Annotated in this window: 14 protein-coding genes; all 14 read right to left on the bottom strand. The window is 45.2% G+C overall.

Translation table 11 applies throughout. The features are described from left to right. Positions 1-16: 16 nt before the first annotated feature. Complete coding sequence (locus QOZ98_RS16540) at positions 17-436, bottom strand: universal stress protein (protein ID WP_308788421.1); 420 nt, start codon at positions 434-436, stop codon at positions 17-19. Positions 437-573: 137 nt separating this feature from the next. Then, a complete protein-coding gene (gene nhaC, locus QOZ98_RS16535) occupies positions 574-1,959 on the bottom strand; it encodes a Na+/H+ antiporter NhaC (protein ID WP_308788420.1) in 1,386 nt (461 codons plus the stop codon). A 319-nt stretch (positions 1,960-2,278) separates the two neighbouring features. Continuing rightward, positions 2,279-2,800 carry an RDD family protein gene (locus QOZ98_RS16530; protein ID WP_308788419.1) on the bottom strand — a complete coding sequence of 174 codons (522 nt, stop codon included), beginning with the start codon at positions 2,798-2,800 and terminating at the stop codon, positions 2,279-2,281. A 43-nt stretch (positions 2,801-2,843) separates the two neighbouring features. After that, positions 2,844-3,701: a pentapeptide repeat-containing protein gene (locus QOZ98_RS16525; protein ID WP_308788418.1), complete on the bottom strand. Its 858-nt coding sequence runs from the start codon at positions 3,699-3,701 to the stop codon at positions 2,844-2,846. 132 nt (positions 3,702-3,833) lie between these two features. After that, positions 3,834-4,019: a hypothetical protein gene (locus QOZ98_RS16520; protein WP_142829352.1), complete on the bottom strand. Its 186-nt coding sequence runs from the start codon at positions 4,017-4,019 to the stop codon at positions 3,834-3,836. A 75-nt stretch (positions 4,020-4,094) separates the two neighbouring features. Next, entirely contained in the window at positions 4,095-5,018 is a 924-nt protein-coding gene (locus tag QOZ98_RS16515; RefSeq protein WP_308788417.1) for a class I SAM-dependent methyltransferase, read from the bottom strand. 52 nt (positions 5,019-5,070) lie between these two features. Next, positions 5,071-5,577 carry a thiol peroxidase gene (gene tpx / locus QOZ98_RS16510; protein ID WP_308788416.1) on the bottom strand — a complete coding sequence of 169 codons (507 nt, stop codon included), beginning with the start codon at positions 5,575-5,577 and terminating at the stop codon, positions 5,071-5,073. Between the two features lie 35 nt (positions 5,578-5,612). Next, the gene (locus QOZ98_RS16505) at positions 5,613-6,188 is read right to left on the bottom strand and encodes an RDD family protein (protein ID WP_308788415.1); all 576 of its coding nucleotides are present in this window, start codon (positions 6,186-6,188) and stop codon (positions 5,613-5,615) included. 12 nt (positions 6,189-6,200) lie between these two features. Beyond that, positions 6,201-7,214, bottom strand: coding sequence for a signal peptide peptidase SppA (gene sppA, locus QOZ98_RS16500; protein ID WP_142829361.1), 1,014 nt, complete (start codon positions 7,212-7,214; stop codon positions 6,201-6,203). 76 nt (positions 7,215-7,290) lie between these two features. Next, positions 7,291-8,208, bottom strand: a complete 918-nt coding sequence (gene rarD / locus QOZ98_RS16495; RefSeq protein ID WP_308788414.1) for an EamA family transporter RarD — start codon at positions 8,206-8,208, stop codon at positions 7,291-7,293. Positions 8,209-8,419: 211 nt separating this feature from the next. Continuing rightward, positions 8,420-9,994 carry an acyl-CoA synthetase MbcS gene (gene mbcS, locus QOZ98_RS16490; RefSeq protein WP_308788413.1) on the bottom strand — a complete coding sequence of 525 codons (1,575 nt, stop codon included), beginning with the start codon at positions 9,992-9,994 and terminating at the stop codon, positions 8,420-8,422. Positions 9,995-10,695: 701 nt separating this feature from the next. After that, on the bottom strand, positions 10,696-11,898 hold the full coding sequence (gene thiI, locus QOZ98_RS16485) for a tRNA uracil 4-sulfurtransferase ThiI (protein ID WP_308788412.1): 1,203 nt from the start codon (positions 11,896-11,898) through the stop codon (positions 10,696-10,698). 6 nt (positions 11,899-11,904) lie between these two features. Then, positions 11,905-13,008, bottom strand: a complete 1,104-nt coding sequence (locus QOZ98_RS16480; protein ID WP_308788411.1) for a cysteine desulfurase family protein — start codon at positions 13,006-13,008, stop codon at positions 11,905-11,907. Positions 13,009-13,066: 58 nt separating this feature from the next. Next, positions 13,067-14,770 carry a septation ring formation regulator EzrA gene (ezrA, locus tag QOZ98_RS16475; RefSeq protein ID WP_308788410.1) on the bottom strand — a complete coding sequence of 568 codons (1,704 nt, stop codon included), beginning with the start codon at positions 14,768-14,770 and terminating at the stop codon, positions 13,067-13,069. Between the last annotated feature and the right edge of the window lie 89 nt (positions 14,771-14,859).

The raw sequence follows: 14,859 nt of genomic DNA, 5'->3' as shown, positions 1-14,859 counted from the left end.
CGCCGCAAAGCCTGCGTTACTTTACGACCAGCACGGGACAGTTCACTCCATTGACGACTTTATGGCTGACACTCCCCAACATTATTTCAGATAACGCATTTAACCCCCTGCTGCCGATAACGACCAAATCAAAGTTTCCTTCGTTTGCAAGTTCGATGATTGTCGGTGCCGGTCGGCCGTGCAGGATTTTTGTTTTGTAAAAGATTTTTTCGCGCTCCAAAGCTTCTCGAATAGGCTGGATTTTCTTCTTTCGCGACAATTCAAATTCAATTGCCCCGCCGTCATGAAGTTCCTCATGGCTGTCTTCTTTAAAGTCGGAAACGTATACGAGGGTTACTTCAGCCCCTTTAACCAAGGATGCCAATTGTGCAGCTTGATTGCCAGCCCTTGTGGAATTTTCTGAACCGTCTGCGGCCAGTAAAATTGATTTGTACATTTTATCTACTCCCTCGACTGTTTTTTCCAGGGCACGGCGATAAATGGGTCTATATAGAATAATATTCGACCCGTCTGCAAAAATCCCTTTATCAAAAAAGCAGATGATCATAGTGATCATCTGCTTCTTTGTTAATATTATTTGGTTTGTTTAAAGGTCAACGTTTTTCCGGTAAAACCGAATAAAATGGTCAATATCGGCGACAGCAGGCAGAAGAACGCGAACGGCAAGTAATCGAGTGTCGAAACGCCGATGACACCCGTGATGAAGATTCCGCAAACACTCCAAGGCACGAGCGGGTTGACTACAGTTCCCGCATCCTCCATCACCCGGCTCAAGTTTTTGCCGGCAAGCCCTACTTTATCGTACGGTTCTTTAAATGCTTGTCCGGTCAGTAGAATTGAAAGGTACTGCTCACCGATCAGAATGTTGATTCCAATCGCCGTAAATGCAGAAGCTGCAATGACTGACGAGACTTTTTTCAATAGGCTTTCCACTTTTGCCAGCAGGCACTGGACGATGCCCAATTTGAACAGCAGCCCTCCCATACTGAGTGCCAGCAGCACCAACGCCACAGTGAACATCATGCTCTCCATTCCGCCGCGCGTCAGCAGCAAATCAATTTCCTCGATGCCGGTCATGGATACATATCCGCTGAACAGCACCGAGAATATTTCAGAAGCTGTTGAACTTTGATGCAAAAAAGAAATTATGATGGCTGACAGCGAACTAAGTGCCAGCGTCAGCAATGCCGGCAATTTCATGATTGTCAGGATAATGAGCACAATCAGCGGAATGATTGTATACCAGTGGATCATGCCGGTAGCTGACAACCCTTCTTTAAAAGCCGTTACGTCCTGAACACTTGCGCCTGCTGCTTCCGGAGAAAGCAGCACGAACAAAATCAAAGTTATCGCAAAAGCGGGAACCGTCGTCCATCCCATGTTGCGGATGTGTTCAAAAAGATCCACACCGACAATAGCAGAAGATAAGTTTGTAGTATCCGACAACGGCGACATCTTATCGCCGAAAAATGCACCCGACACAATCGCTCCCGCCGTAATCGCCAGTGACAGATCCATCGCAGTCGCCATTCCGATAAAAGCAACGCCGATTGTTGCAACCGTTGTCAGTGAACTGCCGATCGATAATCCAATCAACGATGTCACAACAAAAACGATGGCGTAGAAAAATGTCATGGAAACCAGCGTGAATCCTGTAAAGATGAGTGTCGGAATAGTGCCGCTGATCATCCAGCTGCTGATGAGGATGCCGATGAAGAAAAAGAGAAAGACAGCGCTCATGCCAGCACCCGCTCCTTCAACCAATCCTCTCTCCAGTTCCCGGTAGGACACTTTCTTAAGAAATCCGTAAACGAATAGCAGCAAAATCGAAAACAGGATGGGAATATGCGGAACCGATTCAAAACGGATGATGCTGATACTGATCACCAGAAAAATAGTAACAGTTACAAGTAAAGCTTCCCAAAACCTTGGGGTGATGACCGACTTAATATTGTTCATAATAAACTCTCCTTTTCTCTATAAAAAAGAGAAAACCTCCTGCCCCAATAAAGGGACGAAGGTTTTCTCCGCGTTACCACCCAATTTAATGCCTTAATTGAAGAAAGCATCCACTCTTTTGCGAACCGATCAAAACTGATGGTGTACTTCGTCCAATTTGCTGCCTGAATTCGCACCTGCCATCCAGTCTCTTGCTGCTGCACACAAATTGCCTACTAAATCATCGATCGAGTTAATTATAATATAATTTGATAAATCAGCTCTTTAAAAAGTATATTGAAATAGATTTTATCAGTTCTTCTCGGCAAGTCAATACTTTTCAGGAATATTTTAATTTCACAACATAGGTTTTTGCAAAGTAGTCGTAAAAGGACTGGTTGTTTTTCGTAAAGAAGACCATAAGAATATACAGCAAAATCAATCCGTAGATCAATCCCCCAATGAAATAATCCACTAGCAGCACCTCTCCATCTTCCATATACATCATTCGGTAGGCCATGAAATGGGACAGTTCCCAAGGCAAAAACTTCAATGCAATCCGAAAGGTTGACCGGCAGATAGAGATGGATCGATTATTTTCATCCACCACGCGAATCTGCATTTTTCGTTTGCCGATCGATTGCTTGCCGACTCTTGAATCCGTGATGATAAAATACAGCGAAACAGGCAGCGTCAGCAACAGAAAACCAGCGATCTGAGCGGTAATCTGTGATTCTTGAAACCAGCCCTGTAGTGAAGGCATCAAAAATACAGAAAAAATCAGCAGCACCGCTAGATATGCCAAAATCAACAAGTAATCGACTGCAAAAGCTTTTAAACGAAGCCAAAATCCGGCATACATCAAAACCCTCCTCATTAAACAATCTGCTGTGGCAATGGAATGTTTATTTCTTACACCAATGAGCCGGCCTTGATAGTAAAGCCGGCAATTTAGTGCTGCAGTTTCCTTTTGCTGAATTCAATTGCATTTGTGTCAAATACAGACTGCCGCTCAAATCTGCTCCAGACAAGTCCGCATTTCTTATGTCTGCACCGATAAAATCTGAATTTCTTAAGTCTGCTCTACTCAAATCCGCACCAATCAAATATGTGCCTCTAAACAATGAGCCCTTCATGCCTTTTCCTTGAAATGTTGCACCCATTAAATCTATACCTTGATAATTCGGTCCTTTTTTTCGGATCATTTTTTTATTAAAGCGACCTGATTTGAGCCGGACTTCTTCGCTAACTTGGACCAGCAACTCGTTGATGTTCACACGGTATTGGTGCAAATCTATCGCCAGCAGTCTTTCAGCTGATGCTAAAGTCAATCCATAAATCGCTTTTCTGCTTTTTCGGAGTTCAGTTTCTAATTCCCCTTTGCCATGGCGTTCAATGGCTTGTGTGAGATAGAGCATCATTTCGTGAAGCTGCTGCATAACCGGCAGCACCTGAAACATTTGTTGAGCCGACTGTGGACGGTCTTTCCAGCTTATGCCTCCGAATGTCTGCTGTGATACTTTTTGCCCTGCGCCAAGGCAATCGAACACCGTACATCCGCTATAGCCCGAGAGCCTTAAGTTCCGGTGGATGCCGCAGCAAAAATCATCTTCCAGGTTTTTGCACGGAACGCCTGCTGCTTTGTCGACAGGAAAATCTGAAGAAGCTGTAAATGCCAATGCCACACAGCAAAGGCCAAAACAGTTTGCACAATCTGCTTGAAAGGTGGTGGAGTCATATGCATCCCCTGGGTTTGTTTCCATATTATTCATCCCTTTTTTATTTTTCGAATAGTCAATTTAAAGTATTATACTCCTTTTTTCGCAATGAAAAAAGGCAGGGAATGGATCTCCCTGCCTTTTCGCCAATCTTCCATATGTGTGGTTAGTTGCTCGTTACGTACCCATTTTGCGGCGATTATTGCTGACTTTTTTCGATTGCTGGCTTTTCATCTTTTTGGTCGATAGTGAAGCATTGCCGCCGGATTGTTTGTCCCCAGCCTGGTTTTTCTTAGCTTCCAGCTGGCGTTTTACGGCTTCCTGCAAGCTGACTTTTTTTGGTGTTTCGTTTGATTCAGTCATTGCGCATCCCTCTTTTCATCAAAAAATGGTTCATATGGATGTTTTATAGCCTTAGTATAGCATAAATCGGCTGCTTTATTCTTTGTTTTCTTTAAACCAACCGGTCACCTGCGAAAAGAATTTCGACATGGATTCCGGCTTCGACATATTCGGAACACGCGCCAATAGGACTTCCTTTGGAGCTTTGACACCTTCCTGCTTTTTCTGCAAGACCAGGATCCCTTTTGCATGAGCCGAGTTTTTGAACAAGCTTTCCGGCAATTCCATAACCGATTGGATATGGGCATGTTTTTTCAGGAAGCTGTGCAATTGGCTCGCTTGTGCGGATTCAAACAAGGCTTTTGGTACGATGAAAAACAGATAGCCGCCTTCAGCCGTATGCTTTAACGATTGCTCGATAAACAGATGGTGTGCAAAAGACATGCCTTCGTCTGCTTTCAATTCGTAGGTTCCAGCTGTTTCTTCGTCCGGATAGTAGCCCACCGGCAAATCCGAAACGACGACATCGACCGGATCGATCAATAGGGGCTGCAAAGCGTCCTGCAAATAGAAAGTGATCGGCTGTTCAATCAGATTCCCGGCATTTGAAGCCAGGCGGATCAACAAATCGTCCAGCTCTACGCCTGCTCCCGTTAATCGGCCATCCAAATAGTTCATGACCGTCAGCAGCAGGTTGCCGGTTCCCACAGCCGGATCCAAAATGACAGCTTGCTCTTTTTTCACAAACAGTTCCACCAGGTAGCCGACCAACAACCCAAGCGCATCCGGCGTCATTTGGTGATGCGGCTGGACATGCTCTTTCATGCCTTTCAGTACAGCCAGTTGAAGCGCTTTACGAATATCTTCCTTGCTGGCCCCTGCTTCTGGCTTTATCAAGCCGTCCAACCAATTTTCCGTTGTAGTCAACAAGCTTTCCAGATAAGCATTTTCCTGTTCCTGCTGGATTTTTGTCGTGTGGTTGTCAATAAAATAAAAAGTCTTTTCCATTGTTGAATTCATGCGTTCGCCGTCCTCAATAAGGAAACCCACTCTTTTGAGTGGGTTTCTTGTATTAGTTTGTTAATTCTTTTACTGCCTCTAACGCTTTTTCGTAATCGGGATGATCCGTTCCTTCAGGAACATATTCTACGTACGCAACTTTGTCATTTTGGTCGATAACAAAAATAGAACGGGCCAGTAGGCGAAGTTCCTTCATCGTTACGCCGTATGCTTCACCGAAAGACAAGTCCCGATGATCCGACAAAGTGGTAAGTGCATCAACTTTGTTGATTTCTGTCCAGCGCTTTTGCGCAAACGGCAGATCGGCTGAAATGGTCAACACTGCTACATTGTCGCCTAATGCTGCTGCTTCGTCGCTAAAGCGTTTTGTCTGGTCCGAGCAGACGCCGGTATCCAGTGACGGGACCACACTGATAAGACGAATTTTTCCAGCTGTATCTTTCAGTGTCACCGGGTTCAAGTCTGTCCATAGCACCGAAAAATCTGGAGCCTGATCTCCAACTTTCACTTCTTTATTGGGTAAGGTAACAGGGTTTTTCTTGAATGTGATTTGTACCAATCAAAACGCCTCCCTTTCATAGTATCTTCATCATACTAAAAGGCTCGGGTCTCATGCAACCCAGACCCATCTGGGCGTTTCTTCTGCACCAGCTTGTTTTTGCGGAACGATTCTTCGTGAACCACTGTTGTGTCTGCGATGTAATCATGAATTCCTTGTTTTAACGGGGTAAACCCGACAATCCAGTAAAGCGGCCAAATGGTCACCGATAGAAATCGTCCGACCCATTCGCGGAACAAGAGCGTTGTCCATGATAAATTATCTGACTTCAACGATACTACCCGAATGCCCATAATCATTTTCCCGACAGTCTGTCTGAAGAATTTTGTCATCAGCACAAAATAGCCATAGAAGACGACAGCTGACAAAACGGCATAGGGTGCATACCAAGGGATGCCGCTTGTTTCAATACCGAGAAGCGCAAATACCGGCTTGATCAAAATAGATGTTAGCCCTGCAATGACTAAAAGATCGATCAAGTATGCCCAAAACCGCACCCAAAATCCAGCCGGTTTCCGTTCATAAAACAGGACTTCCTCGTAGCTTGGTGTGTCGGGACGATGTGGTGCGACTTGCACTTCTGCTGGTTTATTCGTTTCGTGGTCTGTCATCATGGTCCCTCCTTATTTATCACCGTATAAATACATCATACGCGGAGAACTGTATTCAGTCAGCATTTTCGTAATCATCTGCGTCTCAATGTCATTGCCGAAGAACGAATTTACTTTCATCGATAACAATGAGCCCAATCCTTCTGAAGCACCGTATTGGAATACTTCTGCATTGCCCAGATCAAAATCGGTCTTTACTTGCTCGATGACGTCTTCTTCAAATCCAAAATCATCTGCCAAGTTGACTTCCACTGCTTGGCGGCCATTCATGACACGGCCATCTGCAACAGCTCTCACTTCATCTTCCGTCATGCCTCTGCCTTCTTCGATAACATCTACAAATGATTCATATGAATCATCCAGCATCTCCTGAAGAAGTGCACGTTCATCTTCTGTCATGTCGCGCGTTGCGCTCATAATATCTTTGTATGGTCCTGACTTGATCGTGACAAAGTCCACACCGTAGCGCTCTGCCAGTTCGCCGTAATTGACGCTTTGCATGATGACCCCGATAGAACCCGTCAAAGTTTCTTCATTTACAAAAATCTTATCTGCGGGTGCAGCAATGTAATAGCCGCCTGATGCTGCCGTCGCTCCCATGGAAACATAAAACGGTTTTTCCGTTTCTTCCTGGATTTCAATAATCTTGTCATAAATCTCAGCTGACTCCACTACTCCGCCGCCCGGTGAATTTACCGTAAGCACGACAGCTTTAACTGAGTCATCCTCTTTGACATTTTCCAATTGTTCCATAAAGAACGAATGGTTATAGCCGGTTGTTCCAAATAGAGACGATGCCTCGCCTGTGTCCTGGATCACTCCGTCCACATTTAAAACTGCTACACGATTATCAAAATCTCCCTCTTCAATAACGACTTCGGAGATGCTTGATTGGGTAGTCGCCATCAAGTCATCGACACCCTCTCCAAATCCACTTTGAAGAAAAGCAAAAGCTGAGTTGATAACCAATGAAATTCCCAATACGGCTGCAGCCACTACTAAAGCGATCCATCTTTTTGTATTCATTTATGCAATTCCCTCCTTGGTTTCTACCTCTTACTATACGGTAAACACTGGCAAATGTTTCATCGAAAAAGGAAATTTAAACCGAAACTTTCCTATTAGCCTTTCGGATTCCGCGAGCCTCCAAAAACTTCGATGAAGTGAACAGCACCAAAGCGCTCCAAATCAGCGAGAAGGAAATGATGTCTATGACAGTAAAAGCTTCTCCGTAGATAAAAACGCCGATCAGCAGCATCAATGAAGGAGCAATATACTGCAGGAATCCAACCATATACAGCGGGATTAACGGGGCTCCGATGGCAAAAAACAGCAGCGGCAAAGCTGTAACCAATCCGCTGGCAATCAGCAGAACATCTGTCGTCAGTCCAGTATGCAAAAAAGATACCTGGTCGATCGACATCAAATAGACATAGTACGCAATCGCGATAGGGAAAACAAACAAAGTTTCGATTGCCAATCCGCGCAATGCATCCAACCGAATGGTTTTCTTGATCAGTCCGTAAAAAGCAAAACTGAACGCCATTCCTAATGCAAGCCATGGCAGGGAGCCAAAAGAGACTGTTAATATCAAAACGCCTGTTGCCGCTAACAGAAAGGCGATTTTAATCGCAGGTGATAACTTTTCTTTCAGGAAAATTGCACCCAGGAGCATGGAAATCAGCGGATTGATGTAATACCCCAAGCTGGTTTCGACAATCCGGTCATGGGAGACTGCATAGACATAAAAAAACCAGTTAGCAGAAATCAGGAACGATGCCAGCATCAATAAGAAAAACTTCTTCTTCGAAGACCACAGCATTTTCAGGTCAAGCCATAACTGACGGCCGCCGTTTATGAGTAAAATAAAACCAAGAGTAAACAAGAAAGACCATATAATTCGTCCTGCCAGAATCTCATCTGCTGGAACATGATCGATCTGCTTCCAAAAAATCGGCATGAACCCCCACAATGTATACGTTAAAATAATGACCAAAACACCTTTTTTAGATTCTGTCATCCTGCATCGCGCACCATTCTTTATATATTTTGTATTTCGAAATAACAGTCTCATTATAGGCTGATGTCGTATATAAAGTAAATAAAGAGAAACTCCCATGAAATGCGTATGCAGCGTAACGAGTGGTTAAAAATAGGACAAAAGAAAAACAGCCGGTCATAGGCTGTACGGGAGCAGTTAAACTCCAGTATCGGCTTGTGACCGGCTGTGCTTATTTATTAAGCTCTTCTTGTTGGCGCAACTCCACACGACGGATTTTCCCGGATGCCGTTTTCGGCAATTCAGTAAGGAAATCGATGGCTCGCGGGTATTTATATGGCGCCGTCAATCCCTTGACGTGGTCCTGGAGATTTTTCACCAATTCATCTGAAGCGGCATGCCCTTCCACTAACACTACAAAGGCTTTGACAATTGTGCCGCGTATTTCGTCAGGTGCACCGATAACGGCACATTCTTGAACCATTGGATGTTTAACCAGTGCATCTTCCACTTCAAACGGGCCGATTGTGTATCCGGACGAAATGATAATATCGTCTCCACGGCCTTCAAACCAAAAATAGCCGTCAGCGTCTTTTGAAGCTTTGTCGCCTGTAACATAATAGTCCCCGCGGAACTGCATCCTGGTGCGCTCCGGATCCTTGAAATATTCTTTGAACAGGGCGGGCGTCTCAACGTGGACGGCGATGTCTCCCACTTCTCCAGCCGCACATGGTTCACCAAAATCATTGATGATTTCCACCCGGTTTCCTGGCGTTGGTTTGCCCATTGAGCCAATGCGGGCATCCATTCCTTTCATTACACCGACCAGCAAAGTATTTTCCGTTTGGCCATAGCCGTCGCGCACCTCAAGACCAAAATGTTCCTGGAAGACATTGATCACTTCCGCATTGAGCGGTTCACCAGCCGACACGGCGCTGTGCAGTGCGGACAAGTCGTATTTTGCTAAATCCTTTTGCTTCGCCATTATGCGGTATTCTGTAGGGGTGCAGCACAGCACGTTGATGTTGCGGGTTTCCAGCAGTTCCAAATACACGGCCGGATCAAACTTGCCATTATAGACAAAACCGGTGGCTCCGCTTCCCAACGTTGCCAGAAACGGACTCCAGATCCACTTCTGCCATCCTGGGCTCGCTGTCGCCCACACCACGTCTCCTTCTTTCGCTCCGAGCCAATGTTCAGCGGACGTACGCAGATGCGCGTATGCCCAGCCGTGGCTGTGTACGGCGCCTTTAGGATTGCCGGTGGTTCCTGACGTATAGGAAAGAAAGGCCATGCTTTCTTTTTTGGTCGGTGCTGCTATGTATTCGGTGGACGCGGATGCCATTTCATCCAACAAGGAAATCCAAGAATCATCGGATCGGCCGATGACAAACTTAACGACATTAGCCATTTCCTTGACATCATTAAATTGATCCATAAACGGTTCGTAAGCAATTACCGCCTTGGCATCACTGTGGTTCAAGCGATAGGCAATGTCTTTTGCACGAAGCATTTCAGAACTTGGAATGACGGCCAATCCTGCTTTTAAAGCACCAATATACGCAACATATGCTTCAATCAAGCGAGGCACCATCACCAGCACGACATCGCCCTTTACAAGACCGGCTTTTTCAAAGCTATTGGCTGCGCGGTTTGCACGCTGCATCAATTCGTCATAGGTAACCTGCTGCTTTTCACCTTTATCATTTTCCCAGAGGATTGCAAGCTTCCCATCCCCATTTGCATATCGCTCGATTTCTTCTACCAGATTATACGAATCCGGCGCTATCAGTTCTTCTCGTTTCACAGTGGTTTCCTCCTTGCAGATAAGCTGATTATTATACTCCTATCATTATACAGGAAGAGTTTAAGTATTCATATTATTTCATATAGTTGAACTATTAAGTGGAGTGGAGTTATAGGAACGAGCTCACTACAGGTGGAAGCTTTCCGCAGGCAATCAAACAGGAATAGGAAGCGGCACTTTTTTTCAGTCTTCACTCATAGATAAGAAATGATTTCTCCTGAAATTCATATAAGAAGCCCAAACTTTCATGTAGAGAAGCAAGACGATGAGGTAGCCTCATCAATTCCCTCCAGTAGAAACATGAAACAATTTGTTCCATGCAGTCGGCTAATGGTCATCGCCATTCTGATGTGCTCGTCTCTGCTTGGACCACCCGGATTATTGAACTAGGCAGGCTATTTGGTGCTTGCTGAAATTATTATTTTTTTCTGGCTGCGGACAGTAAATGTGGTTATTTGGATAGTATTTTTGGAGTTTAGACAGTATTTGGAGTGGAATGGACTGTATATTGCTCAATTTGGACTGTATATCCAAATAATTGTAAAAAAAGCAGTGTATTGATGCTGATTCTAGAACTGAGGTGCGATCTTGGGTGTTTGAGGTGGGGAAAATGGTCCGCGAGGTGCGGTTATCGCCATTTGAGGTGCGGTCGCAATAAAATCAATCAAAAAAAGAGCCGCCCATGATAGGCTGCTCGACATTTACAATAAATCTTCAAATTGGCTTACTTTAACGCGCGGGAACTTGATAATTTCCCGCTCTGCCACCGCTTCTTCAATAAACTCATCAAATGATACAAAGTTTTCGTAGTACTCTACTTTTTCAAGCTTTGGTTTGGTTTTTGGGTTTGCTGGCGTAAAAATCGTGCAGCAATCTTCGAAAGGACGGATGGAAATGTCATATGTTCCGATCTGTTGGGCCGTCTCGATGATTTCCAGTTTATCGGTTGCGATTAGTGGACGTAGAATCGGTGTGTTTGTCACCGCATTAATCGCCTGCAGGCTTTCCAAAGTTTGGCTCGCTACCTGCCCCAAGCTTTCGCCTGTTATAATGGCGCGGCAATTGGTCTCAGCCATTACCAAATCTGCGACGCGCATCATCATCCGGCGCGTTGAAGTCATCGTGATATTGTCCGGCACTTGCTTATGCACTTCCTGCTGAAGCTTGGTGAACGGGATAATGTGCAGATTGACGGATGAACCAAACTGCGAAAGTTTTTCAGCCAAGTCGAACACTTTTTCCTTGGCGCGGTCATTGGTAAAGGGCGGACTAAAAAAATGAATCAGTTCCAGCCGGACGCCCCGTTTTAGCATATGATAGCCGGCAACCGGACTGTCCAAACCGCCCGACAGCATCAATAGGGCCTTGCCGCCGGCTCCTACAGGCAAGCCGCCAGCCCCTTGAATAACCTCTGCCATCATATAAACCGCTTCTTCCCGCACTTCCACTTTCAAGTCTATTTCCGGATCTTTCATCTGGACTTTTAAATCCGGAAAAATTCTCAGAACATGAGAGCTGAGTTCTTTCATGATTTCCGGTTTTTCATGCGGAAATTCTTTGAATGGCCGTTTTACGGATACTTTAAAGCTTTTATCGGTATCCTGGATTTTGGCGATGATTGCTTCTGCTGCTCCTTTCATGGCTTCAAGGTCCAATTCACAGGCAGTTACCGGGCTGAACGATTGGATGCCGAAAACATGCGGCAAGCGTTCAATCACTTGCGCCAAATCCTGTTCGCTGTCTGATGTGATGAACATCCGGTCGCGTTCCGCTTTGATCTGCAGGCTTTCCAAATCGGCAAACGTCTGTCTTACATTGTCGCGCAGCCGTCCAATAAACGAACTGCGGTTTTTGCCTTTTGTTGATAACTCGCCGTAGCGCACGAGGATTTGATTGGTTTTCATAGTGGGTTAAACTCCTTTTATGGTGCGGTAGACCCGCTGAAATGCGCTTTGCAGCGCCATAATGTCCTGTTCTTCAGTAAACGCTCCAAAACTGATTCGCATGACGCCATCCTTGAATTCACGCGGCAAGCCAATTGCCCCAATGACATGGCTCGTGTCGCCGCTTTTTGATGAACAGGCGCTGGAAGTGGAAACGATGACCGACTCTTTTTGCAAACCTGATACGAGGATTTCGCCCCTTATCCCTTTTACCGCTATGGCCAAAATATGTGGAGCCGCTCCTGTAGGGCTGACGATTTTAACGCCTTTGAATTCTGAAAAAAACTCACGCAGCTGTTGGTTCCACTCTTGGTGCAATGGATTTGGCTGTGCCAATCTCAGCGCTTTCGCTAAAGCGACTGCGTTGGGGACGGAAACAGTGCCGCTCCGGATTCCAGATTCCTGGCCACCGCCAAACTGAATCGCCTGCAGCTCGACACCGGAATATGCCAGTAGCCCGTTGCCCTTTAATCCGTGAATCTTATGGCCCGACACAGACAATAAATCAGGCATGGCAGTGGGATCAAGCTCCAGCTTGCCGATACTTTGAACAGCATCTACGTGAAACAAGATGCGCCGCTCTTTCAGCATGGCCGCAATTTCCGCAATGGGATGGATCGTGCCAATTTCATTGTTGACGTGCATGAGCGATACCAGAATCGTATCGCTTTTAAGAGAATTCATCAACTCAGCGACATCGATCGCTCCTGACCGGCTGACTGGAAGACGCGTTACGCTAAAGCCTTCCTGTTCCAATGCTGCCAAGCTGTTCAAGACGGAAGGATGTTCTGTTGCAGCTGTGACAATATGTTTGCCACGGTGCTGATAGCTTCTGGCGGTGCCGATCAATGCCAGATTGTTTGCCTCAGTTCCGCCGGATGTAAAAACAATCTTTTCCATGTGCAGTTTCTCTTTCAATTGGCTGCGTGCAGTTTCCAGCAGGTCTTCTGCCTGGTTTCCCCATACATGAAGTGATGCTGGATTGGCGTAAAAGCGCTCATTAGCTGCGACAAAGGCATCAAGCACTTCTTTTCTGGGACGAGTTGTCGCGCTGTTGTCCAAATAAATCATGTTCCACCTCCGAAAAGAAAACCACCAGCTCATTCGCTGGTGGTTTACATTTTGTTTTTTAAATGCGCCATGCGTCTTCTTTGACCAGTACTTCAATGCGCTTCATCGAACCAGGCTCAAAGTTTTCAACTGCAGTCGCAGCTTCTTCCAGTGCTTTAGTATAGCGAAGCTGGCGGAACGATTCTTCCGCTCCTTCAAGCTTGGCATCCAACTCCAGGTTGGATTTGCGGTAACGGTTGCCGTATTGGATGATTCGTTCAATCAACAGCACGTTTTCAACCATTTCAACAGCTTTTGCATGGACTTCATCTATGCTTTTCTCAGCTTGCTCTAAGTAGTTATGCACCAATTTAATATTCAGTGGCACTTCACGCAAAGTCTGCATCGTAACGAAAAGATGTTCTTCTGCTTCTTCGAGCCGGACATCCATATCTTCCGGAATTCCAGGAATGTTGGCTTTATGCAGAACGCGATCTGTTTCCTGCAATTTGCGTTTTAATTGTTCGACTTTCGCACGTGCATTATTTTCTTCAATGCGCAGGCTCTTCAATGCCGTCATGAAATCAATTTGCGTTGAGTCCACAATCGACAGGTCTTCCCGAATATGAAGCAATTCTTCCTGAAGGCTTGAATACGCTGATTGGTCTTCTTCCAGGCGTGAACGCAGCAAATCGTAGCGTTTGGCCAATTGCTCCATTTTTTCCATACAGGATTTTGGAATGGCAGCTTCGCTTTCGCTGATCTTGTAGCTATGCTGAACATACCTGCATTCTTCTTCCATTTCCTTCGTGTCGCGTGCCACAACTTCCAAGTGGCGTTCTGTATCCACACGGAAATCATCAACATAATGCTTGGCTTCCACTTCTTTTTCCAGAAGCTCATAAAACGAGTCAATCCGGTCTTTCATTTTTTCAACGGCAATTTTCGTTTGTTCAATCTCGAGCTGTGCTATGTTCACTTTCAGCACTTCCAGCTCCTCTTCTATCTCATCCAATTGAAGCGTCAACTCCAAATGACCAAGGTAGTAAGACTGCTCTTCCATTTCGTTCTTGCCTTGGCGCAATTCAGCAATATAGGAAGGGATTTTCGTCTGAACGTCCGCCAATAAAGGTGGAATATCATCAACCAGCAAAAATGCTTGTTCGCCTTCAGTTGACAAACTGATCACTATTTCGCGGGCTTTTAAGTAATTGCCTTCATTGGTCAATTTCTCATATTCATCAAACATTGGAATGAAAGATTCAAGTCTTTTTTCCAGCGGTCCTGCAGCAGCACCATAAGAATGCTGATGAGCCAGCAGATTTTTGCGGGCACGGCGGTACTTTTCCTGAATCAAATCAATTTCGCTGCGATTTTTTTCTTCGCTGCCGATCAATTCTTCCAGTTCCACCAGAATCGTGTTCATCTGTTGATCGACATTGTCGATTTTCACTTCCGTATCCTGTTCAAGCTTTGTCGCTTTGCTGAATCGGAAACGGTTGATCGCTTCTTCAGCGTCATATAAGGAAGCATCTATTTTTGGAATATGCACATCCATGATTTCTGTCCATACGTTGCGCCAGCGTTCAAACATTTCTTCCGTCTGGCCGTTCATGTTCAATTGTTTTACTTTTGTCAGTTCTTCAAGTATCGGTTTATTTTGTATTTGCAGTTTTAACTGTTCCAAGCGCTCAATTTCAGCCAGATGTTTTTTGCGAAACATAAAGCCGATGATCATTATCGCTAATAGAATGATGACCGCAATGATGATATACTCCATCATAAGTCACATAGCCCCCTGTTCCAAAATCACATTACCAGTTATACGTAAATGTATTCATGATTCTTTTATTTTAACATGTATTCTACTCT

It is taken from the genome of Planomicrobium stackebrandtii (genome assembly GCF_030814955.1).
In the GTDB taxonomy this organism is placed as follows: domain Bacteria; phylum Bacillota; class Bacilli; order Bacillales_A; family Planococcaceae; genus Planococcus; species Planococcus stackebrandtii.
This window is presented reverse-complemented; position numbering and strand designations above follow the sequence as displayed.

Coding starts and splice junctions, on each gene's coding strand:
- QOZ98_RS16540 (WP_308788421.1), bottom strand. CDS start 436: ATGTACAAATCAATTTTACTGGCCGCAGACGGTTCAGAAAATTCCACA.
- nhaC (WP_308788420.1), bottom strand. CDS start 1,959: ATGAACAATATTAAGTCGGTCATCACCCCAAGGTTTTGGGAAGCTTTA.
- QOZ98_RS16530 (WP_308788419.1), bottom strand. CDS start 2,800: ATGTATGCCGGATTTTGGCTTCGTTTAAAAGCTTTTGCAGTCGATTAC.
- QOZ98_RS16525 (WP_308788418.1), bottom strand. CDS start 3,701: ATGGAAACAAACCCAGGGGATGCATATGACTCCACCACCTTTCAAGCA.
- QOZ98_RS16520 (WP_142829352.1), bottom strand. CDS start 4,019: ATGACTGAATCAAACGAAACACCAAAAAAAGTCAGCTTGCAGGAAGCC.
- QOZ98_RS16515 (WP_308788417.1), bottom strand. CDS start 5,018: ATGAATTCAACAATGGAAAAGACTTTTTATTTTATTGACAACCACACG.
- QOZ98_RS16505 (WP_308788415.1), bottom strand. CDS start 6,188: ATGACAGACCACGAAACGAATAAACCAGCAGAAGTGCAAGTCGCACCA.
- sppA (WP_142829361.1), bottom strand. CDS start 7,214: ATGAATACAAAAAGATGGATCGCTTTAGTAGTGGCTGCAGCCGTATTG.
- rarD (WP_308788414.1), bottom strand. CDS start 8,208: ATGACAGAATCTAAAAAAGGTGTTTTGGTCATTATTTTAACGTATACA.
- thiI (WP_308788412.1), bottom strand. CDS start 11,898: ATGAAAACCAATCAAATCCTCGTGCGCTACGGCGAGTTATCAACAAAA.
- QOZ98_RS16480 (WP_308788411.1), bottom strand. CDS start 13,008: ATGATTTATTTGGACAACAGCGCGACAACTCGTCCCAGAAAAGAAGTG.
- ezrA (WP_308788410.1), bottom strand. CDS start 14,770: ATGATGGAGTATATCATCATTGCGGTCATCATTCTATTAGCGATAATG.